The sequence below is a fragment of the Paenibacillus sp. NPDC055715 genome (genome assembly GCF_053617595.1).
Genome location: NZ_JBSHGA010000008.1, coordinates 122,594 through 148,556, shown reverse-complemented (window position 1 = coordinate 148,556; position 25,963 = coordinate 122,594). Strand labels below are relative to the sequence as shown.

The window sequence follows — 25,963 nt, the reverse complement described above, 5'->3', positions numbered from 1 at the left end:
TATTCCTAATCATTAAACCTTCTACGGAACCTCCGACACCGTCACGCCTTTGACCGATTCGTCTTGTTTTTTCGTTAAAACGATGTTCAAAACAATCGCCGTAATCGAGCCGGATACGATGCCATTTTGAAGTAGCATTTTGGCAAAGCTCGGCAGTTGATCGAACATTTGGGGCAGTACGGCAGAGCCGAGGCCCACCGCAATACTGCATGCCGCGATCAGCAGATTGCTTTCCTTCCGTAAATCCACTTCCGACAAAATAGACATGCCCGATGCAGCAACCGAACCGAACATGACGATCATCGCCCCGCCCAACACAGCATTAGGAATCACTGTCGTCAAGGCAGCCAGCTTAGGCAGCAAACCAAGAACAACCATGATACCACCCGCAGCAAAAATAACGTTCCGCGATTTGACGCGTGTCAGCGAAATCAGGCCAACATTTTGCGAGAATGCCGTGTAAGGAAACGCATTAAAAATACCCCCGAGCATAATCGCAAGTCCTTCGGAGCGCAGACCATTGACGATTTGCTTCTGCTCCACCCTTTGATCAATCGCCTTGCCTACTGCCAAATAAACGCCCGTAGACTCGACCATGCTGACAATATTAACGATAATCATCGTACATACTGCCATAATGCTAAACTCAGGCTTACCAAAATAAAACGGCTGCGCAACAACTACCCAAGACGCTTGCGCCACTGGAGCAAAATGCACCATTCCCATCGCATAAGCAACCACCGTACCCGCAAACAGACCGATGAGCACGGAAATCGAGCGCAAAAAGCCTTTTGCTAACCGATTCACAAGCAAAATAACCAGCAAAGTAACTAACGCCAGCAACAAATTACGCGGCTGTCCAAAATCCGCACTTCCCTGACCCCCTGCTACATTATTCATCGCCACCGGGATGAGAGACAGGCCGATAATCGTAACCACCGACCCCGTAACCACCGTCGGGAAAAAGCGTAGCAGCTTGCCATACAGCGGTGCCGCGAGCACCACGAATATACCGGATAAAATAATGGCCCCGTACGCGGTCGCCAAATTCGAGGTCGACGCAATCGCGATAATCGGCCCCACCGCCGTAAACGTACAGCCTAAAATGACAGGCAATCTACTGCCGAAAAACCGCGTGCCCATAATCTGTAATAACGTAGCGATCCCGCAAGTGAACAAATCGGCAGCCACCAGATAGGCCATCTGGGCTGGCGTCAGGTGCAATGCTCCCCCTACAATTAGAGGGACGGCAATCGCTCCAGCATACATCGCCATCACATGCTGGAAGCCCAGCGCGAATAACTTTTGTTTGCTTAGCATCCCATATTCTCCTTGACTGAACGGATCACCGTATCATCTTCTTCTATAAAATGAACTTCGCCGGGTGCCATCGAAGCGATACGTGCAAGAGAACGTACGGCAATGCCTCTTTGCTCCAGCAGTCCACGGCCTTCCTGAAAGCTCTTTTCAATCACGCAGCCAACCCCGGCCAGCTCCGCTCCTGCTTCCTTCACAATATCCGTAAGTCCGACCAATGCTGCACCGGTCGCCAGGAAATCATCCACGATCAGCACATGGTCGCTGGCATCGAGATATTTTTGGGAAATGCTCACCTGATAGGTTTCCTGCCGTGTAAACGAGTGAACCTCAGCGAAATATACCTGCTCGTTCAGCGTGATTGCCTTCTTTTTCTTCGCATAGATGAACGGAACTCCCAATGCAATGGCTGTAGCCATGGCAAACTGAATACCGCTTGCTTCTATCGTAAGCACCTTCGTAATGGGAGCACCGCCGAACAGACGTGCGAACTCCTTACCAATCTCCAGCGCCAATGCTGTATCTACCTGATGATTCAAAAATGAATCTACCTTTAATACCGTGTCGGATAAAATCTGTCCCTCTTGACGAATACGCTCCTCCAAAACTTTCATTATACGGGTATCGCTCCTTCTTTACTTTAAAATAGAATAAGAACGGACAAAACCAAAAAAAAGACAGGCTCCCTTGATACTTTAGTAAAGTTTTTCCTGATGGATTCACTGGAAGACAACACACCAATATGGACTTACATAATAATCAGAAAGGAAGAGACTGTTGGAATGTTTTATCGGATAGCCAATTCTTTGTATCTGATGGTGATCTACAAAATAGAGTTATCGCAAAAATCAGAGCTGGGGAAATGGTAACTCTAAGGTAATTAGGATATTAGCATAAAATCAACATGGAGACAGAGACAACATCAACTGTCTCCATTATACTTTAGTATAAGAAAGGGGAACTTAAAATGCGTAAAGTTTTACCCATATTTATTTTTATACTTATAGTAAGTGGCTGTGGTCTTTTCAAAAGTGCTCCCCTACCCAGCATGACTGCAAAGTCTGATGATACGGAAATCCCAACGGTTTTAGTTTCCTATTTATGGGGTGCAAAGACTCAGTACGGTAGCCCTTGGGAAATTATGCAACCAAAGCCTGCTGTTACTGTGCCGAAAGGTGCAACTATAAATCTTGTATTCGATTCTGAGCCCGAAGAGGTAGCTGCTAGTGAAATTCTAAATAAAAAGGACTTTAAAGATATTGATGTAAAAGATAAAAAAATAATTGTCCCGGAAACAAATGGTGATCATATTATTTTTGTCTATTCAACATGGGCTAATGATAGAACCGCAGAGTATGCCTTAAAGATTCGTGTAAATGAGTAAACAAAATGTGCTAGTACCTTGACCAATTCTGATTTTATCTTTAAGCTCTCCATTCATAAGAAATTTAGGAGGACTTGGAGATAAACAAAGAATACGTGGTTCACTCCTTTATGCCGATTCCATGTGGCGCAAAAAAGATAGCACGAGTACGCTGGCATAGGTTCCAGCAGCGATGCAGGAGAACAACCGTGTACGGTGGCTCTCCTTTTTTTATGACCTGATCCTAATTCCTGCTTGGTTCTCAGACCTTTCAACGCTATAATAGGCATCAAACCAACAGGAAAGGTACGTGAAACGAATGCTGCGATTCAATGCGATACGTACGGGCTATCTGCTGGGCATCTCACTGGTACTGGCCGCGATCATTTATTTTTTCGCCTCCAATTGGGGTGGGCTGGATCGAACGGTCAAGATTGTGCTGGCTGCTGCGCTTATCGTTCTGTTCTATGGCTTGTCCTTTGTATTTGCACGTATACGCGCCGTTCCCGGTCAGCAAGCCTTTCTGTCGAATATATTTCTGGTGGCTGGCTGTATAGCCTTTGGCATTTCCGTGGCGTTGCTCGGTCAAATATACAATTCCCACGCGGACAGTTACGGGTTGTTTTTGGTTTGGTCGGTTCCGGCTCTGTTACTTAGCTTGATCACCCGCTACAATCCTTTTTATATACTGTCTTATGTACTGATTCATCTCGGTTTGTGGCTTTATTTTTATCCTACGATGCAAAGTACGTCTTATAGCGAACTGGAATCGTTGTCCATTGCCGGAGTGTTCGCACTGGTCAATCTCGTGTTGTTTCTATTGACGTTCCTCCATCGTCTAAGCTCTGAACCACTGAAATATATGAGCTTTATCGCTTTCCATATAGCCTTGCTGACGATGACCAACTCTTTTGCATTGGATGGATATGGTCTCGTTATGAACATACCCTGTATCGCTGTAATCGCTATTGGATTTTATGTGTTTACCAAGGTCCGACTGAGTAAAACGCTGCTCACCTTGAATGCATTGGCGGCCTCCGCTTTTGCTGTCTTTAAATTTATCGAGTTGGCAGAAGCGTACTCTTCATCGCTGTTCTTTGTCTTTGGATTGATTTTTGTGGCGCTGCTGTTGACGGGTAATGTATGGTTTTTCCGTTATTTGAATCGTTTGGGGAAATCATCGCCGGAGGATGGAGCAATAACCAACGAGGAAAAACGGGATGCTGCGGAGTCTGATACACAGACATCGGACATGAGTGCATCGGAGTCTGAAACAGCGGTTCCCGAAGAACGTAGCAGTGAATGGATCAGCAAAACCGTATCCCGCGTGATCAAAGTGGTTGGAGTGCTAATTGGAAGTATATCCCTGATCGGACTGATTAACATTAGCACGAATGTAAACCACACCGAATATGTACTGTTGGGTGTGTCGCTGCTGCTTATGATCTCGATGATTGCCATTCCGGAATCCAGGCTGGATTCTGTAATACGTTATACCCTGTTGACGATCAGTTATATTACAGGCTGGGTGGCTATTTTATGGTCAGATCAGACGTTGCTTTCGGTATTATTTCTGATCGTTTCCATCGCCGGATGGTTTCGCTCCAAGGGGAAAAGGCCGCTCTTTTTTACCTATACCTTTGTAAACCTGAATTTGGCGACCATTCTATTTCAGCAGTTTCAGGAGTGGGATTCTTGGAGCTGGTCCTTTGAGTCCATTATCCTTTCTCTTTTCTTGGTCAATGCTGTGCTGTATGCAGCAAGTTATTGTATACCCAAGACGGCACCGCGGGTACACCTTCGGGATAGCTCCTTATTTTTCAGCCTGCTGTTTATGTTGTGGGCGACCTTTTTCAAGGATGTCATTCCACACTCTTATGTGCTGATTAACATACTTTATTTCGTTATCGTTACAAGTATGGTCTTTGCCTTCATCCGACTAAAACAAAGATCGGAGGCCATCACAAGCGTAGCGTTCTGGTTTATTTTTATTGGCTTCAAATACTATGATTTGTTGTGGACGCTACTGTATAAGTCCTATACGCTGGCGCTGCTGGGCATCATAGCACTCGGTATTACGTGGTGGGCAGATCGGCGGATGGCCCATAGCGGCAAGACAGCGTTTGATGCCGACCACCGCAGCTTTAGCTTCATGCGCTTAAGTCCGCTCCTGATTGCCATAGTCATCGTGCTACAGCTCGGTGTGATCGGCTATCAGACCGTGAGAAGTGAAACCCTGCTTGCCACAGGCGCTTCCATCAAGCTCAAACTAGCCCCTGTAGACCCTCACTCTCTGTTACAAGGCGATTATGTCATGCTGAATTACGATATCTCTACCCCTTTTTCGCAGGACAATTGGAACCGGGGCAAGGTTAAAGTCGTTCTCACGCCAGGCTCTCAGGGAGTATACATCGCTGACCGCCTGTATCAGGAGGGCGAAAAGCTGGCTAATCATGAGGTCATTCTGAATGGGCAATGGGATGGTTCACGTATTCAGTACGGTATTGAAAATTATTTCATCCCTGAGGGAACCGGGCGTAATGTTGAACAGAACGCTCATTATGCCTACATTCGGGTAAGCCAGAACGGGGATGCGTTGCTGGAACGGCTGTCAGACAGCTAACCGGAGATCATGGGGATTGTGTACCAAGTGGGATGCTATCCCACTGTTGTACGTCACTCCTGCATGATGCGAAGACCCCGTCGCCATTACAAAAAACAGGCTGAACCAAGCCCCTCCATTACTGGAGAACCACTTGGTTCAGCCTGTTTACTTGTACAGGACAGTCGAAGGACGTCCAGCATGATTGCCTTCATCCTACGCCCAGCCCCGCTTACGCGTCTCTCGACCATGCCACAATCCCTTGGATATCCTCCGGCTGAGTCCGGCAACAGCCACCAATCAGACGAGCTCCTGCTTCATACCATTGGCGGGCACTCTGTCCAAAAGACTCTGTACAAGCGGTACCGTGCCATGTTTTGGTGACCGGGTCATATGCCTCCCCCAGATTGGGGTACACCACCACAGGCTTATCCGTATTATTGCGCATTTCGTGGATGAGTGATGGGATGTAATGCGGCAAAGTACAATTAATACCTACAGCAGCCACTTGCTCATGTTCATCCAGCCATTCGGCGCACGCGGCGGCAGACTCTCCATTGCTGATGTGCTGCCCGTCCTTTGCACTAAAGCTGATCCAGGCATATGTGCCGGGAAATTCCTTCAGCAATCGGGCAATAGCCTTGGCTTCAACCAGACACGGTATCGTTTCACAAGCCAAAATATCCGCCCCAGCCTCGACGAGAGCCTTCATACGCGGCCTGTGAAACTCCACAAGCTGTTCCTCGCTCAGCGTATAATCACCTCGATATTCTGAGCCATCCGCCAAAAACGCCCCGTAGGGGCCAACAGAGGCCGCAATCAGCGGTTTGGGACGATGCTGTTGTTTTGCACCGGCCGTAGTGTCTGCCCAAAATTCATCCCGTGCCTGTACGGCAATCCGTACCGAGGACTGAATCAAATCCAGCGCTTCATTTTCGCTCAAGCCCCGTTTGACGTAGCCTTCAACGGTAGCCTGATAGCTCGCAGTGATCGCGCAGTCTGCACCCGCTTCAAAATAGTCTCTATGCACACGCTTGATCGACTCCGGGTACTCATGGAGTATTTTAGCCGACCATAAGCTGTCGTTCAGATCATGCCCGTGACGCTCCAGCTCCGTAGCCATTGCGCCATCCAGCACGATCAGCTGAAATTCGTCCAGTATATGTTGTATCGGATTCACGGGGTACCTCCTGCTCGTCTTTTCTATTTAACCCACTAATTAAGTGGGGTTTAATGATTTATATTATAACATGTATGTTGATGAGTACCTCTCATTTGCCCAATGATGTAACGTATAAATTTTTAAATTAGTTTCATAAGTTAAATTAATTAGATATTGTTCTTTTTTTCACAAAGTCATTTTTACTATAAAGGTGCAAACCAACCACTTTGGCCAAAAGATCAGGGAATTGCATAGTCACTTTTGTGAAAAAAGGTACAAGAGAGGGTTTTATCTATGTCTTTACTACAAATGATTACATCGACCTTAACAGATAATAATATTCTCAGTTCCATCGCTTCCACCGTTTTTATTATCCTTCTCGGTTTCTTTTGCCGCAAGAAGGGGATTTTTACAGCACAAGTAGGAAAGCGGCTGTCCAATGTTTTAACCGTGGCTTTACCAGCGCTAGCCTTTAACTCTTTCATGCAGGATTAATCCTACAATATACCGGCGCGAAATATCGGTAGCCTGAGCCCAAAATACCTATATTTTCAGAAAAATGCCCCTGACCGGACAACGTTCTTCCTGGCATCATTCAAATCAGAGAACGGTTTGCCAATCATCGTTGCATCTGGATGGGATAGCCGAATTAAATTTCGGTTCAGAATGACAACAAAATCCACATTAACATTATTCATTACTCTAAGCGAATAGTCCTGGATCTGCTTCACAGGAACTCCCTGCTCGAAATTTCGAATGACATCGCTGTCACTTGCAATGACCTTGGCAATACCCGAAAGTTTTTCCTTCGTATTATCAAAATGCTTGTTAATCACGAAATTACGAATGAGAAGCAAGGAAATAATTAAGGAAATAATGGTAACTAAAACAACCGAAATAATATTCATGAACTGTAGCGAAACTTTGAATTGTCGTCTCGGTTCCGACTTGCGTTTGAACCACAATCCCATCACATAGCTTCTTTTTTCAAGCTCTCCATTGGGAAGAAGAGTATGTCTTTTACTCCTATAATCCCTCGATATTCGACACCATTTGACAAATTCCTTCTTAATCTGCAAGCTCTAAAAAAACTCCCAACGAGAACAAACGTAGCCTCTATCTGAAATAAAACAATATGGTGAATAAGGAAGGACCAATTCTCCATAATAAGGACGTATACCTAGCGAAATGGAGGACATCGGATGATTGACAATCTCGAGAGTAATTACAACTGCGCCAATGCAGGGCAGGATCTTCATCAGCTCAAGCAGGAACTCGCTGCGCTTCAGGAACAAGATGTTAACGACCAAGCTTCCAAGGAAACCATTCATCGGCTGGAAAACCAAATTTCGTTCATCTTGAACAAATGCGATATTAACCACTAGTTGAGCTTGGCTGTTTCGGTACAATAAAAATACAAAACCGGCTTGCCTTAGAAGACAAGCCGGTTTTGTATGCTTAAGTTTATACAATGGGGTACGAAATTCACAAAATTCCCCGTATCTCATCCAACGACTGCACTTTTTCCCGCTGCATCCATTCTTCAAGACCGTAGACCAGCTCAGCTCCTGCGTGCAAGTGGACAAAATTGTATGTTCCCACCTGAATCGCAGCCGCTCCCGCCATTGTGAATTCGATAATATCCTCCACCGAGCTGATGCCGCCCATTCCGATCACCGGAATCGACACCGCCTGCGCCACCTGATGAACCATGCGTAAGGCAATTGGCTTGATCGCCGGGCCGGAAAGACCTGCGTACGTATTTGCGAAAACACTGCGTCGCCGACGTATATCTATTTTCATCGCCGAAAATGTATTGATCAGCGAAACCCCGTCCGCGCCTTCTTCCTCGCACATAACCGCCATCTGCGTGATGTTCTCGGCATTTGGAGACAGCTTGACGACCAGCGGAAGCGCCGTTACGTTGCGCACCTGCCGCACGATGTCCCGTGCCACCTCCGTCTGGATGCCGAATTGCATCCCGCCCTGCTTGACGTTGGGACATGAAATGTTCAATTCCAGCATATCGACGCCTCTGCGATTCATCGTGCGCCGTTTTTGCGCATTTTCCGTAATCATGGCTACGGCCTGAACGTACTCCTCTAGATTGGAGCCACCCACATTGGCAATCACAGCCGTGTTCCAGCGTGTCATTTCATCCAGTTCATCCTTCAAAAAGGCGGCAACACCCGGATTTTCCAGTCCCACGCTATTGAGCATACCGGATGCTGTTTCATGTATTCGTGATCCGGTATTCCCAGCCTTCGGATGAAGGGTTAATCCCTTGCCGACGATGCCTCCCAACAGTTCAGGAGAGTAAAATTCCGCATACTCACGCCCGAACCCAAATGTACCCGATGCCATGATGATCGGATTTTTGAACGTTACGCCCGCAATATTACACGCCATGGAGATCATCAAAATCCACCTCCTCTACCGGGAATACAGGTCCTTCCTTACAGACCCTCTTATTACCTCCACGGGTATGCATGGTACAGCCCAAACACGCGCCAATCCCACAGGCCATGTGTCTTTCTGTTGATATATATAAACGGGACGACGAGCCAGCTGTTTTCATCGCGAGCGCTTGTAACATTGGAGTCGGCCCGCAGGAAAACATATTCGCATAGAGAGCCGGATCGACCTGCTCGACGATGCTTCCCCCTACCTTGACTTGCACTGATGCCGCCACAGCTTCGAATGCCTCAACCCCGAAGGCTTGCTGCGCAAACCCCAGATAAACGTGCGCATGGGGGTAATGCTTCGCAGCCAGCAGCAATGGAGCCGTGCCCATTCCACCGCCAATTAAAGCCAGGCTTCCCTCTACCTGCGGAAAACCATTGCCGAACGGTCCCTCCAGTTGAATCTCCTGACCCGGCTGTAGCTGGGAAAACAGGCTTGTCCCCTCTCCAACAACCCGGTATAAAAAGGAAATATGATTGTCCCCAATATCATAAATGCTAATGGGTCTGGGTAGCAGTGGGTAACTCATCCCGCTGCGCAGCATGTAGAACTGCCCCATTTCCCCTTTAAAGTTCCCCTCTACTTTCATCACATAGATGCCCGGAACGAGCGCCACATTCGAAATTATGTTAGTCATATAACCCCTCCACTAACCACTTATTATAACGTAAAAGCAGCAACTACTACGTGATTATTTTCACATTTTCAGATGTTTTATCCCCTGATCCGTGGTACAAAAAAAGCGTACTCCTGTGAGAGAGTACGCTTGTGCATTTAACTAATGGCTTCGCATTCCGAATTGTGACTACCTTTTGCATCCTTGCGAATTTGCTTGCTTCGCAGCTGTCCGCAGGCCGCGTCAATGTCAGTCCCGTGTTCCAGCCGGACGCTACAGCTAATGCCCTGCTTTTTCAGTACATCATAAAAGCTGGTAATGGATTCCGGCTCGCTCCGCTGGTATTGGCTATGTTCATCCACCGGATTGTACGGAATCAGGTTCACGTTCGCCAGATTACGACGATGGCCTACCAGCTCAGCCAGTTCCAGCGCATGCTCCTTACCGTCATTAACGTCCTTCAGCAAAATGTATTCCAGCGTGATTCGACGATTCGTTTTGTCCAAATAATAATCAATCGCCTGCATCAGCTTCTCAATCGGAATCGCCCGATTAATCTTCATAATACGGGTACGAGTCTCATTATTCGGCGCATGGAGGGAAATCGCCAAATTGACATGCAGATCGGTATCGGCAAATTCAATAATTTTATCGGCAAGTCCACTCGTAGAAACCGTAATATGCCGAGGACCAATCGCCAGTCCTTTGTGATCCTTAATGACCCGAATGAAATCGGACAGGTTCACAAAGTTATCAAACGGCTCGCCAATCCCCATCACAACGATGTGACTGACCCGATCGCCCGGACGTTCCTTGTCCAGATACAGCTGCACCTTCATAATTTGCTCTACAATTTCACCGCTGGACAAATCGCGACTCTTCTTCAACAGTCCGCTCGCACAGAAGCTGCATCCAATGTTACAACCCACCTGCGTCGTCACACATACAGACAGTCCGAACTTGTGCCGCATCAATACCGTCTCAATCAAATTACCATCCTGTAGACGGAACAAGAATTTGACCGTCCCATCCGCCGACTGCTGCTTCACATGCTCTTCCAATGTTTCAATCGGAAAATGTTCTGCCAACAGGCGGGTACAATTCTCGTGAACCTCCGTCATCGCAGCAAAATCAGTAATCCGTTTCCGGTACAATGCGTCCCATACCTGCAACGCCCGGGATTTCTTATGTCCATGCTCGATGAGCCATGTTGTCAACTGATCTAGCGTTAATCCATAAATGGATTCTTTTTTCATGTTCGATCCTCTTTTCAAAACGTTAAAATTCGTATTTCTATATATAAACCCTAGCCATCACGACTCGTCTCAACTATCATTGCATCATAGCATGTTTGAGCGCTCTGCGCTATTCAAACGCTTCTTCTATTGTCCCAAATTTTAATTATGAACACAAGGGGGCAGGACGGTGGTATCCTGTTCAACAAGAGCACGCAATGACAGGATTATAGACATCGCCAATGATATGATTACAACCAGGGAAGATGATGCGGTTGGAATGGTTACTTCGGATCAAGAACGCGCTGGATCTGATGGAAGAAAGAATGCAGAAGCCGCTGGATATCGACGAAATTGCAAAGGCAGCCTATTCGTCTCCTTTTCATTTTCAACGTATGTTTCATATGCTAACCGGCGTCACGGTAGCCGATTATATACGTAAACGTCGATTGACCTTGGCTGCACAGGAATTGAGTCTTTCTACCACCAAAGTCTTGGATGTAGCGTTCAAATACGGATATGATTCCCCCGAATCTTTTTCTAAAGCGTTCCGTAAGGTACATGGTATATCTCCCTCTGAGGCCAGAGCCCTGGGGTGAACCTGAAAGCCTTTCCACGCATTACCTTCCATCTATCGTTGAAGGGAGATCAGGATATGGATTATAAAATTGTAGAGAAAGCAGCCTTTACGGTCATTGGAAAGTCCATCCAAGTTACAACGAAAGACGGTGAAAATTTCCGGGAAATCCCGAAATTCTGGGACGAGCTGAACGCAGATGGTACGTCGGATCGGATTCAAGTCTTGGGAACAAGCGAGGATATCCTCGGTATTTGTTTGGATTTCAAGCATGGTGAAGAGAAATTCACGTACCTGATTGCCGCAGAGGGTGGCGAGGACGTAGCCGCTTCCAACGGATTAGAAGCCAGAACCATTCCGGCTGCAACCTGGGCAGTGTTTACATCTATCGGCCCTATGCCTCATTCGATCCAAAACGTATGGCAAAGAATTTTTCAGGAATGGTTCCCGGCCAGCAATTATGAGCATTCAGGCGGCCCGGAGCTGGAAGTGTATACTATGGGAGACTGCCGTGCTGAGGATTACCGATGCGAGGTATGGATTCCGGTTAGCAAAAAGTAAACCAATGAACCGATTGCCAAAGGCAGTCGGTTTTCTGCTGTAAATTATTGATTTTTGTGTTTCTCCCACTCTAATACTGATTTCAAAACCTGTAGAGCCATCTCCTGATCCTGCCCCCCCATAAAAGACTATTCACAAATACTGCTATATTATTATCTATAGATGTTAAAGTGCAGTAAATCAACATATATAGAGGGCTAATCCTTTGGGTACCTCGGTTATTCTTAAATGAGGTAATGAACATGCCGAGGTCACAAAACGCTACGAAATATAAATCCAAAAATTACATATTTATAACGTATCAAAAGGAGCTCGCAAAATGAATAAACCTAAGCGTGTAGAAATTATCACTTTGCGCATAGTTCGGGAGAAAACTTCGTTACTTTACCCTAACCGAACTATCAGCTCACCTCAGGATGCAGTCGGATTATTCAGAAGCTTTATCGGTGACTATGATCGTGAAGCCTTTTGCATTCTTTGTTTAAATACTAAAAATGAGCCTACTGCGCTACATCAAGTATCTTGCGGTACATTGAATACCTTATTGGTTCACCTAAGAGAAACTTATAAGCTCGCCGTACTTGCCAACTCTGCATCTATCATTGCTTACCATAATCATCCTTCAGGTACACCTGTTCCTAGCTCGGAAGATGTAAGCACCACACTCCGATTACGAGACGCAGGGCTTTTACTCGGTATCGAATTGCTGGATCATGTCATATTAGGAGACAAAACGTTCATTAGCATGAAGGAAGAGGGACTTATGTAGTGAACATCAGCCCAAATTATTTTGAAAGGCTTCCCCCTTAAGCTCTTGCTTCAATACTGTATATAGCTTTGAACCTGCCATTTTTAACGGGTACTCTGTTGTTTTACAGAGAATGCCGAAAGTCATATCTATCAAGCTGCCGCTTAATTCCCTCGTCGTTGTTCCTGTCGGAACTGGATTCACTAGAATTTGGGGCACAAGGGCAATACCTAACCCGCTTTCCACATAAAACTTTAGAGCCGTCATGCTGCCAATTTCCATGGTATCTAACGTGGTTATTCCATATTCCTTCATGACCATTTCAAGTTTGCGGCGATATGGACAGGTCGTCGACGTAATAAGCAACCGATGTCCCTGTAAATCCTCTGGTCCAATGCTTGTTTTTTCGGCAAGCGGATGATTTTCGGGCATCAAAACCACAAAATTCTCCTTAAATAAAGGTTCAAAATATAGCTCAGTGCCCAAATCTGGTGAGGAACACAGCGCTAAATCAATATCCCCTTTGAGAATCCACTCGCTCAACGTAGGGGTATTTCCAAACTCAACGGAGATTTGAATGTTCGAGTAATCTGACAAGAATCGCTTTAGAATCGCCGGTAATCGGTAGCTGGCGGTCGGCTCGGTCACTCCTAAACGAATATGGCCTGCTGTGCCCCATTGCAGATCCTCCATGTTTTTCTGCAATTGCTCCATATCCTTTACAATGTGTAGACTTTGCTCGTAAAACACCCTGCCCGCTTCGGTTAACCTTATTTTCTTGCCCCGTTCGATCAGTTGAACTCCCACATCCGATTCCAGCTTTTGAATTTGCATCGTAACTGTAGATTGTGCATAATTCATCTCTTCCGCTGCACGAATAAAACTGCCATAGTTCACGATCATTTGAAATGTTTTGAGTGTTTTAATATCCATCCTCATACTCCTAATTAAATTCAATTTCATTGAACAATCTCTTCGTTTAATTCAATTATACAGAACCAAGTACATCCCCTACAATGATACATATCAGAACGTATTTATTCAGACGCAAAATTAAATGGATGGAGAAGGAGCGAATATACATGGATTTACATCAAAAAGTAGCACTGGTTACAGGTGGAGGTACAGGAATTGGGAGAGCCGTATGTATGGCGTTGGCAGATCGAAAGGCTACGGTGATCGTCAACTATTCGCGCTCTACAAACGATGCAGAGGAAACCGTGCGAATGATACTTGAAAAGGGTGGACGTGCTATCGCGTTACAGGCGGATGTTTCCCAAGACAAAGAGGTACGAGATATGGTGGACCAGATTGTTCAGCAATTCGGCACGGTTGATGTACTCGTGAATAATGCCAGCATTACACATCACATTCCTATGGATGATCTGGAGGCAGCCACGGAAGAGGTGTGGAATGATCTTTTTGATGTAAATGTGAAGGGCATGTTTTACTGTGCCAGAGCCGTAGCTCCTTTTATGAAGCGTAGTAAACAAGGAACTATCATCAATCTGGGAAGTATAGCAGGACAAACTGGGCTAGGTTCCTCACTTCCTTATGCGGTGTCCAAAGCGGCCGTCCACGGGCTGACCAAATCTTTAGCACGAGCCTTAGCACCTGATATTCGAGTCAATTGCATCGTACCGGGAGCGGTAGCGACAAGATGGTGGGCCGGCAGGGAAGATCAAATGAAACAACTGTTTCCTCATTTGCTGCTACAGTACATTTCCACGCCCGAAGATATCGCCCGCATGGTTTGCTCTGCCTTGGAACAGGAAGCCATGACAGGCCAGATTATTACGGTAGACAGCGGACAAACGCTGTAATAACGCGAAGATTTAGGGACTTCTGGTATATAGATTATAAAATGTCATGAATACGGCCATCCCCAAGCACATCATCTAACCAAAACAAAAATCTTCTTTCTTAGTTGTTGGCAATTTCCATCATCCCTTCTGTTTACCTTCGTTATTATATAGATAGTGGAAACCACAACATAAGTGAACATTTCCTCAATGATCTGCTTTTAAATCTAAACCAAATCTCTTCAACTCAATAAAAATACTTTCCAGTCGCTTCCCTTTTTCCGTTAACGAATATTCAACGCGCGGGGGAACCTCGGGATAAACCTTTCTCACTAACAGACCATTGTCTTCAAGCTCTTTCAGGCGTAGGGAAAGTGTTTTGGGACTAATCCCCTTCATGGATTTCAGAAGTTGGCTAAATCGCAGTGTTCCTTCGATAAGAAGGTCACGAATGATTAAAAAAGTCCATTTCGTTCCGATCAAATCAAGCGTCTGGGCAATAGGGCATGGCTCGCCTGGTATCCCTTTGGTCAATTGAATTGGTTCTTGAACGTACATTGGAACCATCCTCCCCAAAAAATAACTGTTAAACCCAATAATATCACAATAATTCCTTTTGGGAAACTATATGAATTATATATCACTACTTCCCTAAATGAATTTAATATATATACAATATTGATGTAGCAAGTAACGCTTTCTCTAACATGAGGAGGTGATTAGCGGTTGGGGACAGGGGCAACAAAGACAGTGGGAAAAGGAGATGGAGAAATGAATAATATATTAATCATTAATGGTCATCAAAAGTATGATGCGTCCGAAGGAAAATTGAACCAAACATTAATGGACCATATGGTGCGTCTTTTAAGTAAAGAGAACGAGATCAAAACAACATCTGTTCAAAACGGCTACACCATTAGCGAAGAACAAGAAAAGTTCTTATGGGCGGATGTGGTCATTTATCAAACCCCCATCTATTGGTTCAGTGTTCCTGGGTTATTGAAGACTTATATGGATGAAGTTTGCGCTTATGGTATATTCTTCACAGGTGCTCGTGAATATGGAAGCGGCGGTTTGTTAACCAACAAGAAATATATGTTCTCAACGACTTGGAATGCCCCGGAAAAAGCCTTTAATGATCCAACTCGATTTTTTAATGGCGATAGCTTAGAAGGAGCGCTCCGTCATTTGCACTCTGCACATACATTTCTCGGTATGAAGCCTCTGAAGAGCTTTGCATGCTACGACGTCATTAAAAACCCAAATATCCCTAAATTTATTACGGATCTTGATACACATCTACAAGCCGTATTCAATGATTAATATTTTCAGTAAAACATAGGAGGTTATTGATTTGAAAAATCAAAAAATTGTGATTATTGGTGGAAGCTCAGGTATTGGTTTAGAGACAGCTAAGCAAGTCATTTCGCTTGGGGCGGAAGTGGTTATCGCCAGCCGCTCGGAAGATAAATTGCACAAGGTCAAAGAAATGCTGGGACCCCGTGCTGCAACATATGTGCTGGATACGACTGATGAACAGCAGGTAAGGTCCTTTTTTGAACAAGTCGGCAAGCATGATCATCTGGTCATTAGCGCGGCAGAAACATCCGGGGGGGCATTCCTCCAGTTGGAAACGGATCACGCACGCAAGCTATTCGAAAGCAAGTTTTGGGGCCAATATTATGCGGCTAAATACGGAGCACTCAAACTCTCAGCAAAGGGTTCCATTACCTTATTTTCCGGTGTGGTGGCATACAAACCGATGATTGGATCCTCAGCGCTTGGTGCTGTTAATGCAGCCGTTTCGAATCTTGGTCAAACCTTGGCGTTGGAGCTTGCTCCCATCCGCGTGAATGTCGTCTCACCTGGCATTATTGATACACCTTCCCGCAGCAAAATGCCTGAAAATGCACGTAATCAGTTCTATGATACGGTGGCAAATAAGCTCCCTGTAAAACGAGTGGGACATGCGGAGGATGTTGCACAAGGCGTACTCTATTTAATCCAAAATCATTTTGTGACCGGAACCGTTCTTCATGTGGATGGAGGACACGCTCTAACATAAACGCTTTGCCAAAAATCATGTCAGCTATATAGTACAGATTGAACTAAAAAATGGAGAACGCTCCCGCGCCTTTGCTTGGGCGTCCTCCTTCCTCCCTATCTCACCCATGAATTTTATCCTAATGCTGAATCCGACGCTTGTTTCTCAAAATGTTACGAATCATCTTATGATTGGGGAGTTGCTTGAACAACATATATCCGGGATGCGGATTGGCCTCGATAATCCAGATTTGACCGCTCTTCTCAATAGCCAAATCAATACCCAACTCGCGAAACGGATGATTTTTATCTATCGTGTCGGCAACCATTTTAGAAAGTTCAATGATCTGGTCCAGAGTCTCTTCCATTTTCGTTCTGTCATTTTTAAAGACCTTTAAAAGCACTTTGGACAATGGTGCCGCATGTCCTCCTTTGCGGTAATTGGTCACGACTTTGGAGGGGGCTGCCACACGCCCGGTTATCCCTGAAATGACCCATTCCGATTCCGGCTTCTGCATATACACTCTGGCATCAAAAATCGAACCTTTGTACTTCGCCAACCGAAGTCCTTGCTGTACCAAATAGTGGCGATGAGGCCTCCGATAGGTTCTGACCGCTTTCCTAACCGCGTGAGATCTGACAATTCTTCGACTGGAGCCGCAACGAATCTCATACTTCCTCCCCAGCTTTTTTGCCCGTATGATGCCAGTCCCCCCGCTTCCATTATTGGGCTTAATGAAAACAGTCCGATAGGTATCCAGCATGCGCAAAGTCCTTGCATTGCTAATCCAATGGGTTTCCGGCAAATGAGAATTTAAAACGGGATGTTGTCGCATTTCCTTATATTGAATCATCTTTCCAATGGGCACGAATATCCCCCTATTCTCTTGGGTTTTTGCACGCATTACATGAATATGCATCTAGATTCTATCTTGGTAACGGCTAATGTCACAGTTTGCTATGAAAGAGGCGAACCCCCTTCTATTTCTAGTTCAGTCTTGCTTGATCCCGAGGAGGGCGAGATGAACTAAGTATCAATCACGCGATTATTTTATTTTTTCTACCTATAAAGATCATTCGGATAATATATTAGACCAATAGACACTCTGGATATATGATGTATTAAATTGCAACCTTAATTGGCGGGAAGGCGATTAAACTGTCAGACTACAGCGGAAAAGTTCTCCCCGCTATTTGAGAAAACGAATGTAAGCGTTTAGAAGAAAAAGGGAATCAAATGACAAAAATAAATATTTGTCATTTGATTCCCTTTGTGTTATCCTGACTTTAAGGAGGTGACTCACACGGCAATTTGACCGTGTCTCTATGGAAAAATCCTCAGATATATTAACCAAGGAACAGATTCTCATCGCTACAGAAGACACACTTAGACGTTTTGGTGTAGCCAAAACCTCCGTGACCGATGTTGCCAAAGTATTGGGAGTAAGTCATGGCACCATTTACCGACACTTTAAAAGTAAAGCCGAGCTTCTTGAAGGCGTGACCGAAAAATGGCTGAATGAAAAGATTATCGACCCGTTAACGGAGGTGTGTCAGGATTCATCTATGCTGGGAACGCCGCATTTAAAACGATATATACAGACCTTGGTCGAACTCAAGCAGTATTATGCCCGCGATGACGAGGAAATGTTCGAAATGTATACCCGGGTCACCGAGCAAGCCGCTGATTTAATCGACCAACATATCGCCCACATTGTGGATCAGCTCGCTGACATCATTGCACACGGGGGCATCACATCGGATCAGCCAGCCCAACTGGCGCGTACCCTTTTCTATGCCACAGCCCGTTTTCATCATCCCGCTCATGCTTACGAATGGAAGAGTCCTGCGATTGATCAGGAGTTTTCAGATGTGTGGACGCTTTTAGAAAATGGAATCTCTTAAAAAAGTTATGGAAAGAAGACTAAACCCATTTGAAGCATTTGGATGGAAAAACAACGATTTCACTGAGTCCTCCAGAGGAATTGGGCAAAGTGGATATTCTGGTTAATAATGCAGGGCTGATGATCACCAAACCTCGGGTTCATCTAAAAGCTGGAATACATGAAATGGAGGTTGTTTACGTTCATGATATTACACAAAGGCGAGACCCTATTTCGACAAGGGGAATCCGGCCCTCTGTATCACTTAAAGAGCGGCTTGTTAAAAATTATCCGAGTCCATGAAGACGGCTCGCAAATCTTAGTTAATGTGATTGTGCCTGATGAAATCATCCCGCACCACTCCCTGATCAGTCCCAATCCTTATTATGGTACAGCGATGGCGCTGGTAACCTCTGAGATTGAGGTTCTGTCGCAAAAAGAATGGTATCTGGCGCTGGAGCAAGACCCGGTTCAATGTCGGTCTGTCGCTTTGCAGCTACAGGACAAATTACGCATGATGCAGCAACGAATTGACCAACTCACCGAGGTGTCACCTGCCGAGAAGCTTCGGAAGCTTCAACGCTGGTTCCACTCCTACATCGCACCCGCCACGTTAACGGACGTGCTGACGCAGGAGGAGATTGGCCAGTTCATCGGGCTGCGCCGGGAGACGATTAATCGGCTATTGCGTGCTTCAAGCGCTCCTCCTGCAAAAGATGATGACGATAATGCATCTCGATGAGCGTAAACCACTCTCCAGCATTCAACGCGCCGAATCTGGGATGAGAGACAGTAGACGGCCCTGTTGATTTCCCAATGGTCGGCTCAATCTCTCTCATTTTGCGGATCACAACGTTTAATCCCTCCACAATTTCTTCTTTGCTAGTCGGTTGTGGGGGAGTGTACTGCGGGGATGGTGGGACTTGGATACGTATTGGCGGAAAGCCTCCCAGATCAAAAATGGCCGTTCCTGCCTCCGTTTTAGTCCCCGTCTCTCCATCTGGCTTTAGACAAAGATCAATGTTCTTAAGTTGCATATAAAGAGCCGAATTCACCAAATGAAGGTACATTTGTCCAAGTGACCATTCGCCCTCCTGTGGAGTGTACTGCAATTGCTCCAAGCTAAGGCTGTCCAATTCAAGGAGATAGTGTTGTACCGTTTCTTCAAAACGCTGCAATGTTTCGGTTGTTGTATTCATATACTTTTAACTGCCCCTTTCCTTCAAGTAGCTTTACTATACAAAAATGCTACTGACAGCATTATGTCAGTAGCATTTCAACATTTTTTCGGCTTCCGCACGTACCCGGTCCCGGAGCGATTCAGGCTCCAGCACGACCACATCCGCGCCCCATCCAAGTATCCATTGCAGTAATTCCTCCGGCTGTCTAACGCGGAAGAGTACATGCAATCCATCTACACGCTCCTCTATGGCCTCCATGTAAAAATTGCTCGCTTCCTTCACTTTATCAGCGATATCCGAACGGGCTAATATACGAACATATACATGGCGGTCATCGGTTTGCTTATAATCCTGCAAATTAAAATCGGCGGGGAACTGAAATCCGTCCTCCAGCACGGTAAGCTCGTCCATCCGGGACAAGCGGAAGTGGCGGAGCTGCTGCCGCAATTCGCACAGCGCGAGCAAAACCCATGAACCATGAATCAGCACAAGACCGTAGGGAGCGACCACACGCACACTTTGACGATTCCCGTCGGCCTCTGGCATTCTTTTGGAGTAGCCGAACTGTACCTTCCGTTTTTCCAATATAGCCAGACGCAGTGTTTCCAAATAGGTTTTCTCTCTACGGTGTGCCCCTTCACCCACCGCCAGCAGTCTGATGGTCTTACGTACCCGGGAAACTTCCCTGCGAACGCTCTCCGGCAAAATGGCTTCAATCTTTCTGCGGGAAGCTTGCGCCTTGGTACTGTATTCTGCATCAAATTTTTGTTCGACAAAATCCGTCCCGATCAGCAACGCCACAGCCTCTTCTACGGTAAAGCTCACTGGGGGCAGGAAGTACCCCTCCATCAAGGAATATCCAATGCCCGGTGCTCCTACAATCGGTACGCCCGATTCGCTTAGAGCCTGAATATCCCGATAGATGGTTCTTACGCTCGTTTCAAATATAGCCGCCAAATCCTCAGCCCGTAAAATATCCTTGCGTTGCAGCTCTAGCACGATGGCTAACAATCGGTCTGTTTTGTTCATACCACGGCACCCTCTCTGGAAGGAGTAAATTGCAGTAATACAAAAGAGCAATAAGAGCAGTGCAATCACTGCGACTTATTGCTCTTTTTTTCATACGGTAGTTACTTCGTTACTTAAAAAACACTTTTTCGACGTTATATTTAGCCTTTTGTGAATTGATGATGTAGGTTTCATAAATTTCTCGCTCTACCGCATCTTCCACAATACAAACCTCAATCATCGCCACTTCGTTCCGATGGGCCTTGATCGGCGATACGGTGTCTTCAAAATGCTTTTTGATTCTTGGTCTCAGCTTTCTTGCTTTACCAACGAACAGCAATTCCTCCTGCGCGTTGTAGAACATAAAGATACCAGCCTTATCTCTAGGGATCAGGTGGAAATCTGTAAATCCGTAAATATGGCTCAGTTCAGGGTTAACCTGTTTGGTAATCGTGATGTCCGGGGTTGGAATCGTTATATTTATCACTATGTCACTTCCTCATTTTATATAAGTGTAAATATTATCACAAATCCCGGTGTAACACCATTCAATAATCCTTGCCCCATGAGTCCGCCACCTTTTCATTTTCTGTCAACCGTTTTTGTAATCCGTAATGCGGTAATACATCGTTTTATCCTTCAGCTTACGGAAATGGGACCTTGCCGGATAAAGATTAGCTTCAATAATCCCGATACGTCCTTTTCGGTCTATTCCAATGTCCAGTCCATATATACGGTGTCCCGGAAAAAAGGCGCTTAATCTCTTCGCGGAACGGATGGAAATACGATTAATATGGGACTCTAATGCTCTGGCAGACAGGTGCCGAACGGAAGATTGTTTAATGCCGGATTTAAAAGTGAATAATGTTCCCTTACTCCGTGTGTTATTGGAAACAATATAACCTTTGCCTGCAACTTTGATAACCTTTCCTGTGACTACCCATTCAGATGAGTCGATTCTCCGTTGAATGATGACTCTCATATCAAAAGGGCGTTTGTGGATGGTCGGACGGGTAATTAAGCGTTGAACCATATAACTGGAGTTCCCGATTTCTCTTCTAATATAACGGTAGGTATTGGTTCTACCCCGTATTGTAGTTTTTATATCCTCGAAGTGTACGACGTACTTATGTCTTCCTACCCAAGAGACCTGAATGATCCCCTGTCCGCGGCTCCCCCACACCGGCTTCACGATAACATGCCCGTACTTGGAGATGAGCTTCGAAAAAGTATACCCGTCCAGAATCCGCGTTTCGGGTACGTAACGCGCCAGAGACGCATGCTTTTTTAATAACAAATATTTGAACCACTTATCCTTTGTTGGCGATGACATGGGAATCCACCTCTCTCATCCGCATTTTATGCTACTAAGATAGCGTTCAAGCAATTCCAAAAATAACTCCATTTCCTTATACGTGATATCACCTATATTGGCAATCCGGAACGTATTTAGTTGCTCAAGTTTGCCAGGATAAATCATAACGCCTTTGCTGTAAAAATAATCATGCATAGATTGGAAATCATAACCTGCACAGTGAGGTTCAAGAATGGAAGTAATGATTTTAGAATGATGCTCTTCAGGGACAATATAGGTTAGACCCAACCGGGCTAACCCGTTAATTAAGGTTTTCCAGGATGTCGTGTACCTTTCGTACCTTTTATCCATCCCCTCTTGCTTTAATTCCTCAATCGCTTGTCTAAGTGCATATAAGGTTTGGACGGGAGGAGTAAATCGCATCTGCCCATGTTCCACAAAATAGTTGTATTGAGCATACAAATTCAAATAAAAGCTTCTTGGTTTCTGGCCTTTCAAATTCTCCAATTTGCTTTTTTCGGCGATCACGAACGAAACCCCGGCCATTCCTTGTAAGTTTTTGTTGGAGCTTGCCGCCAGATAGGCAATGTTCATTTCCTTCAATTGAATTGGAATGGCGGCAAATGAGCTCATGGCGTCCACAATCATGTCGATTTGATACCTTTTGCATAATTCTCCGATATTCTTTATCTTGTTAAGCAGGCCCGTTGTCGTCTCATGATGTACAACAGCCAGATGGGAGACGGTGCGTTCGGAAGATTGGATACACCTTTCTAATTCAGCCAAATCAATAGCATCATCGGGAGGGCTTTTGAATTCAAAATAATCTACTCCATAAACCTCCGCTATCTCGCACATCCGTTTTCCATAGGCTCCATTGCTAATTATGACCACCGAATCGTGATTCGGGACTGAACTGATGATGGATTCTACCGCTGCAGTACCCGATCCACCAAACAATACGGTCGCATAATGATCCGGGTCTGCAACCAGCCGGGTAAGCTCTGTAGAAATATACTCCATGATTTGGCCAAACTCGGCTTCACGAGGACAAATATCCGGAACCACCTGTGACCATTTCACACTTTCTGTAGTCGTTGTCGGACCAGGGGTAAGCAAAATGTTTTTCTTGACAGAAGAACTCATGAGCCGCCCACTTCCTTGCCCTTCAAAGGAGCGTTATGAATAAAACGCTGCAGACGTTCTTTTACTTCGTGAGGCTTCATATGCGGACGAGCAAGCTGATCCTTGGAATCTTTGGATATTTTCAGGCACAAAAACGTAAGTTCTCTATTCACTTTCCATTCTTGTAAAAAGGCTTTTAGTTCCTCAAGGCTGTGAACAAGAATCGACTTTGTATACCCGCAGGAGGCGGCAATATCTATAAAATCAACATTATGAGATACCGTACTTTGCCCGCCTGTTGATTCATGGGCGTTATTATCAAGTAGAATATGAATCATATTGGCTGGATGGTAATACCCGTTGGTTGCCAGGCTCCCCATACGCATCAACAGAGATCCGTCTCCATCAATCACGACGATATGTTTGCTTGATTGGCTCAGAGCCAACCCAAGTCCAAAGGAACCGATACATCCCATAGAACCTACCATGTACAAGTTGTTATCTGCATCTTCAATTTCATAAAGTTCGCGCCCGGTTTTACCAGTTGTTGCGAGCTGCACGGTTTCGCCGTCTTTCATGGAATGAATGGCAGCTAATGCATCATACCGCGTAGGCATTTGATGATCCCCAGAACCATGCTGTCGAATCTGATTTAAATGAATGGAGGTTTGCTGTTTTTGCAATGGCTCTTTGTTGAAAGTCCCTTTCTTAACGACAAAAAAGAACGGTCGATGCTGGGAAATTTGCTCATTAGCCTGAATCAGCTGATTTTGGGCCTCCTCTAAATCCTTGGAGAGATACTGCCATTCCACATCCATCAAATCCAGCATTTGCGTTGTAATCTGGCCCATCAGTTCATGCTGAGGCTCATCATGTATCCCCGGTTCTCCACGTAGGCTGACAAATCCAAGCAGCGGAATACGAAAAGGGTACGTAAGGGAGGTCAATGGCGAAACAGCGTTGGTCAGCCCTGAATTTTGCATAAGGACTACCGACTTCTTCCCCCCTATATAAGCTCCGGATGCAATGGCGACCGCATCCCCTTCGTTAGCCGCTGCAACATAATCGCATTCGTTTATGGCATAATTGATCAAGCTTTTCAAGAAGGAGCATGGAACACCGCTGAAAAAGGTAAATCCTAGTTTTTTCAGCTCTTCTCCTAACAATTTCGTGTCCATTATACGCGCTCACCCGAATCCGGTTCTGACGATGGAAGGTATTTCTGTTCCGCAGCTTGCAGCTCTTCGACCCCTTGAAGGCGGAATACTTCTTCGATTGTTGCGACATCCTTTTCGATATGAACAAGACTTTCATCCCGATAAATTCGGTCAGATAATTGTTTCATAGCTTGAATGGATGCTCTCAAATTATGGTTTGCCCAAATCACGAGGCTAATCCCCATCTCCTGAAACCTGACGGTTGGAGTCGTATAGTATTTGGTAGGCACGATCACTACCGGCAATCTTCCGGCCCATTCCTTCATGAACGCTTCAATCTCTGCGACATCCGATCTTTTGCTGTGGATTAATACGGCATCGGCTCCTGCCTTCCGGTACGCTTCCGCCCGTTGCAGCGCCACCTTAAGCCCTCTTCCGGCAATAAAGGCCTCTACTCTGGCCACCACGGTAAAATCTGCGTCCGTTTGCGTATCTTTCATTGCTTTAATTTTCCCGGAAAACTCTTCGATATCAGCCAAAGTCTGCCCTTGACCGTTAATGAAAGAATTCATTTTGGGGAACCGCTTATCTTCGATGCATACCCCCGCAATATGACGCTGCTCCAGTTTCTTCACCAGCCGCCTTGCATTATTGAAGTTGCCGTACCCCGTATCTCCGTCCAGTAAAATCGGAATGGAGGTAGCGTCACTCATGAATTCCAAAATATCCAATACCTGCGTCCAGGAGGCCTCATTGTTGTCCCTTACTCCCATCGCTGCAGAGATGGATAACCCGCTGGCCCAAATTCCTTTAAACCCCGTCTCCTCCACAATTTTGGCTGAAAGACCATTATGGGCTTCCATGATAAACTCCGGTTTTTGTGAATGGATCAAGTCTCTAAGCTGCTTTGTTTTTTTCATTGAAACTAACTCCTTCTCCCCTAAAAATAACGTGCATGGAATCTACTGCCGAATAAGACACTTGTTTCTCATGATCGTGTTGATCATAGTAGGATCGGGAATTTGAGTAAATAACATATGTCCGGGGTGTGAATTAGCCTCGATAATCCAAATGCGACCCTTTTTATCTATGGCAATATCGACCCCCAATTCGCGAACCGGATGCCGTTCATTGATCGTTTTGGCAATGATGACGGATAGTTTGGAGATTTTACGAAAATAGGCATCCGCTTTCGTGCGGTTGTGCTTAAAAAGGCTGAAAAGCACTCGATGCAAAGATACTGCATGCCCTCCTTTAAGATAATTGGTAACATATTTATGAGGTGCCGCGACACGGGCGGCCACACCGGAAATAACCCATTTCTCCCCTGGTTTCTGTAAGTATATCCTCGTGTCAAAAATCGACCCGTGGTACTTAGCTAACCGAAGTCCTCTCTGTACCAAATACCGGTGTCTGGATTTCCGGTATGACTTCATTGCTTTTAAGACAAAACGAGATCCAACAATCTTTCGACTTGAACCCCTACGAACCTCATATCCTCTTTTCAATCTCTTGACCCGGATGATCCCGCTACCACCACTCCCGTGATTAGGTTTTATGAAGACCGATGAATAGGTATTCAGCATCCGCGAGGTCCTTGAATCCGTAAACCAGTGGGTTTCAGGTAAATGCGGACGCAAAACGGGATGTTGCAGCATTTCTTTATGCTTTTTCATTTTTCCAATGGGCATTAGTCATCCCTCTTATCTTTTTGGTTTTTTGCGCACACATTATGCATATGCATCCAGATTTCCTTCTGCGTGGGCCACTACCTCTGCTAGAAACCAAGATTCATGTCACAAAAC

General features: G+C 45.5%; 28 protein-coding genes and 1 pseudogene. 10 read left to right on the top strand and 19 right to left on the bottom strand.

What is annotated here, in order from left to right; genetic code table 11:
• Nucleotides 1-21 precede the first annotated feature (21 nt).
• Together ACWGOO_RS15335 and ACWGOO_RS15330 are read right to left on the bottom strand one after the other, a co-directional pair.
• A complete protein-coding gene (locus ACWGOO_RS15335) occupies nucleotides 22-1,320 on the bottom strand; it encodes a nucleobase:cation symporter-2 family protein (protein ID WP_452484760.1) in 1,299 nt (432 codons plus the stop codon).
• Nucleotides 1,314-1,931 carry a xanthine phosphoribosyltransferase gene (locus ACWGOO_RS15330; protein ID WP_452484758.1) on the bottom strand — a complete coding sequence of 206 codons (618 nt, stop codon included), beginning with the start codon at nucleotides 1,929-1,931 and terminating at the stop codon, nucleotides 1,314-1,316. The genes ACWGOO_RS15335 and ACWGOO_RS15330 overlap by 7 nt, the downstream gene beginning before the upstream one ends.
• A 353-nt stretch (nucleotides 1,932-2,284) precedes the next feature.
• Between ACWGOO_RS15330 and ACWGOO_RS15325 the strand changes: the two genes are divergently transcribed.
• A complete protein-coding gene (locus ACWGOO_RS15325) occupies nucleotides 2,285-2,701 on the top strand; it encodes a hypothetical protein (RefSeq protein WP_452484756.1) in 417 nt (138 codons plus the stop codon).
• A 298-nt stretch (nucleotides 2,702-2,999) separates the two neighbouring features.
• On the top strand, nucleotides 3,000-5,303 hold the full coding sequence (locus tag ACWGOO_RS15320; protein WP_452484919.1) for a GDYXXLXY domain-containing protein: 2,304 nt from the start codon (nucleotides 3,000-3,002) through the stop codon (nucleotides 5,301-5,303).
• Nucleotides 5,304-5,514: 211 nt separating this feature from the next.
• Here the strand turns inward: ACWGOO_RS15320 and mmuM are convergent, their stop codons facing one another.
• The 3 genes from mmuM to ACWGOO_RS15305 all read right to left on the bottom strand — a co-directional run bounded on the left by mmuM (nucleotide 5,515) and on the right by ACWGOO_RS15305 (nucleotide 7,352).
• Nucleotides 5,515-6,462 (bottom strand): homocysteine S-methyltransferase, encoded by a 948-nt coding sequence (gene mmuM, locus ACWGOO_RS15315; RefSeq protein WP_452484754.1) that lies wholly within the window; start codon nucleotides 6,460-6,462, stop codon nucleotides 5,515-5,517.
• Nucleotides 6,463-6,683: 221 nt separating this feature from the next.
• On the bottom strand, nucleotides 6,684-6,929 hold the full coding sequence (locus ACWGOO_RS15310) for a hypothetical protein (protein ID WP_452484752.1): 246 nt from the start codon (nucleotides 6,927-6,929) through the stop codon (nucleotides 6,684-6,686).
• 66 nt (nucleotides 6,930-6,995) lie between these two features.
• The gene (locus ACWGOO_RS15305) at nucleotides 6,996-7,352 is read right to left on the bottom strand and encodes a hypothetical protein (RefSeq protein WP_452484750.1); all 357 of its coding nucleotides are present in this window, start codon (nucleotides 7,350-7,352) and stop codon (nucleotides 6,996-6,998) included.
• 294 nt (nucleotides 7,353-7,646) lie between these two features.
• On the opposite strand from ACWGOO_RS15305, the gene ACWGOO_RS15300 reads away from it, so the two are divergent.
• Nucleotides 7,647-7,829, top strand: a complete 183-nt coding sequence (locus ACWGOO_RS15300) for a DUF2524 domain-containing protein (protein WP_452484748.1) — start codon at nucleotides 7,647-7,649, stop codon at nucleotides 7,827-7,829.
• A gap of 100 nt (nucleotides 7,830-7,929) precedes the next feature.
• Here the strand turns inward: ACWGOO_RS15300 and ACWGOO_RS15295 are convergent, their stop codons facing one another.
• The 3 genes from ACWGOO_RS15295 to rlmN form a co-directional block, all read right to left on the bottom strand.
• On the bottom strand, nucleotides 7,930-8,862 hold the full coding sequence (locus ACWGOO_RS15295; RefSeq protein ID WP_452484746.1) for a dihydroorotate dehydrogenase: 933 nt from the start codon (nucleotides 8,860-8,862) through the stop codon (nucleotides 7,930-7,932).
• Nucleotides 8,843-9,544, bottom strand: a complete 702-nt coding sequence (locus ACWGOO_RS15290) for a dihydroorotate dehydrogenase electron transfer subunit (RefSeq protein WP_452484744.1) — start codon at nucleotides 9,542-9,544, stop codon at nucleotides 8,843-8,845. Before ACWGOO_RS15290 ends, ACWGOO_RS15295 begins: the two co-directional genes overlap by 20 nt.
• Nucleotides 9,545-9,681: 137 nt before the next feature.
• Nucleotides 9,682-10,779, bottom strand: a complete 1,098-nt coding sequence (gene rlmN / locus ACWGOO_RS15285) for a 23S rRNA (adenine(2503)-C(2))-methyltransferase RlmN (protein ID WP_452484742.1) — start codon at nucleotides 10,777-10,779, stop codon at nucleotides 9,682-9,684.
• Between the two features lie 248 nt (nucleotides 10,780-11,027).
• Here rlmN and ACWGOO_RS15280 point away from each other — a divergent pair.
• Nucleotides 11,028-11,896: pseudogene (locus tag ACWGOO_RS15280) on the top strand (AraC family transcriptional regulator).
• 319 nt (nucleotides 11,897-12,215) lie between these two features.
• Nucleotides 12,216-12,665, top strand: a complete 450-nt coding sequence (locus ACWGOO_RS15275; protein ID WP_452484740.1) for a JAB domain-containing protein — start codon at nucleotides 12,216-12,218, stop codon at nucleotides 12,663-12,665.
• Between the two features lie 6 nt (nucleotides 12,666-12,671).
• On the opposite strand, the gene ACWGOO_RS15270 is transcribed toward ACWGOO_RS15275, so the two are convergent.
• Entirely contained in the window at nucleotides 12,672-13,577 is a 906-nt protein-coding gene (locus tag ACWGOO_RS15270; RefSeq protein WP_452484738.1) for a LysR family transcriptional regulator, read from the bottom strand.
• Nucleotides 13,578-13,726: 149 nt separating this feature from the next.
• Between ACWGOO_RS15270 and ACWGOO_RS15265 the strand changes: the two genes are divergently transcribed.
• Nucleotides 13,727-14,467 carry an SDR family NAD(P)-dependent oxidoreductase gene (locus ACWGOO_RS15265; protein ID WP_452484736.1) on the top strand — a complete coding sequence of 247 codons (741 nt, stop codon included), beginning with the start codon at nucleotides 13,727-13,729 and terminating at the stop codon, nucleotides 14,465-14,467.
• Between the two features lie 186 nt (nucleotides 14,468-14,653).
• Here ACWGOO_RS15265 and ACWGOO_RS15260 read toward each other — a convergent pair whose 3' ends face one another.
• On the bottom strand, nucleotides 14,654-15,004 hold the full coding sequence (locus ACWGOO_RS15260) for a winged helix-turn-helix transcriptional regulator (protein WP_354450500.1): 351 nt from the start codon (nucleotides 15,002-15,004) through the stop codon (nucleotides 14,654-14,656).
• Between the two features lie 213 nt (nucleotides 15,005-15,217).
• Between ACWGOO_RS15260 and ACWGOO_RS15255 the strand changes: the two genes are divergently transcribed.
• Both ACWGOO_RS15255 and ACWGOO_RS15250 read left to right on the top strand, forming a co-directional pair.
• On the top strand, nucleotides 15,218-15,769 hold the full coding sequence (locus ACWGOO_RS15255) for an NAD(P)H-dependent oxidoreductase (protein WP_452484917.1): 552 nt from the start codon (nucleotides 15,218-15,220) through the stop codon (nucleotides 15,767-15,769).
• A gap of 31 nt (nucleotides 15,770-15,800) precedes the next feature.
• Complete coding sequence (locus ACWGOO_RS15250; RefSeq protein WP_452484734.1) at nucleotides 15,801-16,511, top strand: SDR family oxidoreductase; 711 nt, start codon at nucleotides 15,801-15,803, stop codon at nucleotides 16,509-16,511.
• A 118-nt stretch (nucleotides 16,512-16,629) separates the two neighbouring features.
• Here ACWGOO_RS15250 and ACWGOO_RS15245 read toward each other — a convergent pair whose 3' ends face one another.
• Nucleotides 16,630-17,358, bottom strand: a complete 729-nt coding sequence (locus tag ACWGOO_RS15245; RefSeq protein WP_452484732.1) for a YheC/YheD family protein — start codon at nucleotides 17,356-17,358, stop codon at nucleotides 16,630-16,632.
• Between the two features lie 457 nt (nucleotides 17,359-17,815).
• On the opposite strand from ACWGOO_RS15245, the gene ACWGOO_RS15240 reads away from it, so the two are divergent.
• Both ACWGOO_RS15240 and ACWGOO_RS15235 read left to right on the top strand, forming a co-directional pair.
• Nucleotides 17,816-18,394, top strand: a complete 579-nt coding sequence (locus ACWGOO_RS15240) for a TetR family transcriptional regulator (RefSeq protein WP_452484730.1) — start codon at nucleotides 17,816-17,818, stop codon at nucleotides 18,392-18,394.
• Nucleotides 18,395-18,577: 183 nt separating this feature from the next.
• The gene (locus ACWGOO_RS15235; protein ID WP_452484728.1) at nucleotides 18,578-19,114 is read left to right on the top strand and encodes a Crp/Fnr family transcriptional regulator; all 537 of its coding nucleotides are present in this window, start codon (nucleotides 18,578-18,580) and stop codon (nucleotides 19,112-19,114) included.
• On the opposite strand, the gene ACWGOO_RS15230 is transcribed toward ACWGOO_RS15235, so the two are convergent.
• From ACWGOO_RS15230 to ACWGOO_RS15195, 8 genes are all read right to left on the bottom strand, one after another.
• Nucleotides 19,047-19,571, bottom strand: a complete 525-nt coding sequence (locus ACWGOO_RS15230; protein WP_452484726.1) for a DinB family protein — start codon at nucleotides 19,569-19,571, stop codon at nucleotides 19,047-19,049. The two genes, ACWGOO_RS15235 and ACWGOO_RS15230, sit on opposite strands and share 68 nt — an antisense overlap.
• A 66-nt stretch (nucleotides 19,572-19,637) precedes the next feature.
• Nucleotides 19,638-20,582: a helix-turn-helix transcriptional regulator gene (locus tag ACWGOO_RS15225; protein WP_452484724.1), complete on the bottom strand. Its 945-nt coding sequence runs from the start codon at nucleotides 20,580-20,582 to the stop codon at nucleotides 19,638-19,640.
• Between the two features lie 109 nt (nucleotides 20,583-20,691).
• Nucleotides 20,692-21,048: a nucleotide excision repair endonuclease gene (locus tag ACWGOO_RS15220; protein ID WP_452484722.1), complete on the bottom strand. Its 357-nt coding sequence runs from the start codon at nucleotides 21,046-21,048 to the stop codon at nucleotides 20,692-20,694.
• A 105-nt stretch (nucleotides 21,049-21,153) separates the two neighbouring features.
• Entirely contained in the window at nucleotides 21,154-21,894 is a 741-nt protein-coding gene (locus ACWGOO_RS15215) for a YheC/YheD family protein (RefSeq protein ID WP_452484720.1), read from the bottom strand.
• A 15-nt stretch (nucleotides 21,895-21,909) separates the two neighbouring features.
• Nucleotides 21,910-23,022 (bottom strand): 2-aminoethylphosphonate aminotransferase, encoded by a 1,113-nt coding sequence (locus ACWGOO_RS15210; RefSeq protein ID WP_452484718.1) that lies wholly within the window; start codon nucleotides 23,020-23,022, stop codon nucleotides 21,910-21,912.
• Nucleotides 23,019-24,179 carry a phosphonopyruvate decarboxylase gene (gene aepY, locus ACWGOO_RS15205; protein ID WP_452484716.1) on the bottom strand — a complete coding sequence of 387 codons (1,161 nt, stop codon included), beginning with the start codon at nucleotides 24,177-24,179 and terminating at the stop codon, nucleotides 23,019-23,021. Before aepY ends, ACWGOO_RS15210 begins: the two co-directional genes overlap by 4 nt.
• Nucleotides 24,179-25,078, bottom strand: a complete 900-nt coding sequence (gene aepX, locus ACWGOO_RS15200; RefSeq protein ID WP_452484714.1) for a phosphoenolpyruvate mutase — start codon at nucleotides 25,076-25,078, stop codon at nucleotides 24,179-24,181. The genes aepY and aepX overlap by 1 nt, the downstream gene beginning before the upstream one ends.
• A gap of 42 nt (nucleotides 25,079-25,120) precedes the next feature.
• Complete coding sequence (locus tag ACWGOO_RS15195; RefSeq protein WP_452484712.1) at nucleotides 25,121-25,849, bottom strand: YheC/YheD family protein; 729 nt, start codon at nucleotides 25,847-25,849, stop codon at nucleotides 25,121-25,123.
• Between the last annotated feature and the right edge of the window lie 114 nt (nucleotides 25,850-25,963).

Bases quoted from the DNA above. Each gene is read 5' to 3' on its own strand.
- ACWGOO_RS15320 (WP_452484919.1), top strand. From the start codon at position 3,000: ATGCTGCGATTCAATGCGATACGTACGGGCTATCTGCTGGGCATCTCA.
- ACWGOO_RS15275 (WP_452484740.1), top strand. From the start codon at position 12,216: ATGAATAAACCTAAGCGTGTAGAAATTATCACTTTGCGCATAGTTCGG.
- ACWGOO_RS15295 (WP_452484746.1), bottom strand. From the start codon at position 8,862: ATGATCTCCATGGCGTGTAATATTGCGGGCGTAACGTTCAAAAATCCG.
- ACWGOO_RS15325 (WP_452484756.1), top strand. From the start codon at position 2,285: ATGCGTAAAGTTTTACCCATATTTATTTTTATACTTATAGTAAGTGGC.
- ACWGOO_RS15335 (WP_452484760.1), bottom strand. From the start codon at position 1,320: ATGCTAAGCAAACAAAAGTTATTCGCGCTGGGCTTCCAGCATGTGATG.
- ACWGOO_RS15225 (WP_452484724.1), bottom strand. From the start codon at position 20,582: ATGAACAAAACAGACCGATTGTTAGCCATCGTGCTAGAGCTGCAACGC.
- rlmN (WP_452484742.1), bottom strand. From the start codon at position 10,779: ATGAAAAAAGAATCCATTTATGGATTAACGCTAGATCAGTTGACAACA.
- ACWGOO_RS15195 (WP_452484712.1), bottom strand. From the start codon at position 25,849: ATGCCCATTGGAAAAATGAAAAAGCATAAAGAAATGCTGCAACATCCC.
- ACWGOO_RS15235 (WP_452484728.1), top strand. From the start codon at position 18,578: ATGATATTACACAAAGGCGAGACCCTATTTCGACAAGGGGAATCCGGC.
- ACWGOO_RS15240 (WP_452484730.1), top strand. From the start codon at position 17,816: ATGGAAAAATCCTCAGATATATTAACCAAGGAACAGATTCTCATCGCT.
- aepY (WP_452484716.1), bottom strand. From the start codon at position 24,179: ATGGACACGAAATTGTTAGGAGAAGAGCTGAAAAAACTAGGATTTACC.
- ACWGOO_RS15305 (WP_452484750.1), bottom strand. From the start codon at position 7,352: ATGAATATTATTTCGGTTGTTTTAGTTACCATTATTTCCTTAATTATT.
- ACWGOO_RS15270 (WP_452484738.1), bottom strand. From the start codon at position 13,577: ATGGATATTAAAACACTCAAAACATTTCAAATGATCGTGAACTATGGC.
- ACWGOO_RS15260 (WP_354450500.1), bottom strand. From the start codon at position 15,004: ATGTACGTTCAAGAACCAATTCAATTGACCAAAGGGATACCAGGCGAG.
- ACWGOO_RS15300 (WP_452484748.1), top strand. From the start codon at position 7,647: ATGATTGACAATCTCGAGAGTAATTACAACTGCGCCAATGCAGGGCAG.
- ACWGOO_RS15215 (WP_452484720.1), bottom strand. From the start codon at position 21,894: ATGTCATCGCCAACAAAGGATAAGTGGTTCAAATATTTGTTATTAAAA.
- ACWGOO_RS15290 (WP_452484744.1), bottom strand. From the start codon at position 9,544: ATGACTAACATAATTTCGAATGTGGCGCTCGTTCCGGGCATCTATGTG.
- ACWGOO_RS15330 (WP_452484758.1), bottom strand. From the start codon at position 1,931: ATGAAAGTTTTGGAGGAGCGTATTCGTCAAGAGGGACAGATTTTATCC.
- ACWGOO_RS15310 (WP_452484752.1), bottom strand. From the start codon at position 6,929: ATGAAAGAGTTAAAGGCTAGCGCTGGTAAAGCCACGGTTAAAACATTG.
- ACWGOO_RS15255 (WP_452484917.1), top strand. From the start codon at position 15,218: ATGAATAATATATTAATCATTAATGGTCATCAAAAGTATGATGCGTCC.
- ACWGOO_RS15230 (WP_452484726.1), bottom strand. From the start codon at position 19,571: ATGAATACAACAACCGAAACATTGCAGCGTTTTGAAGAAACGGTACAA.
- ACWGOO_RS15265 (WP_452484736.1), top strand. From the start codon at position 13,727: ATGGATTTACATCAAAAAGTAGCACTGGTTACAGGTGGAGGTACAGGA.
- aepX (WP_452484714.1), bottom strand. From the start codon at position 25,078: ATGAAAAAAACAAAGCAGCTTAGAGACTTGATCCATTCACAAAAACCG.
- ACWGOO_RS15210 (WP_452484718.1), bottom strand. From the start codon at position 23,022: ATGAGTTCTTCTGTCAAGAAAAACATTTTGCTTACCCCTGGTCCGACA.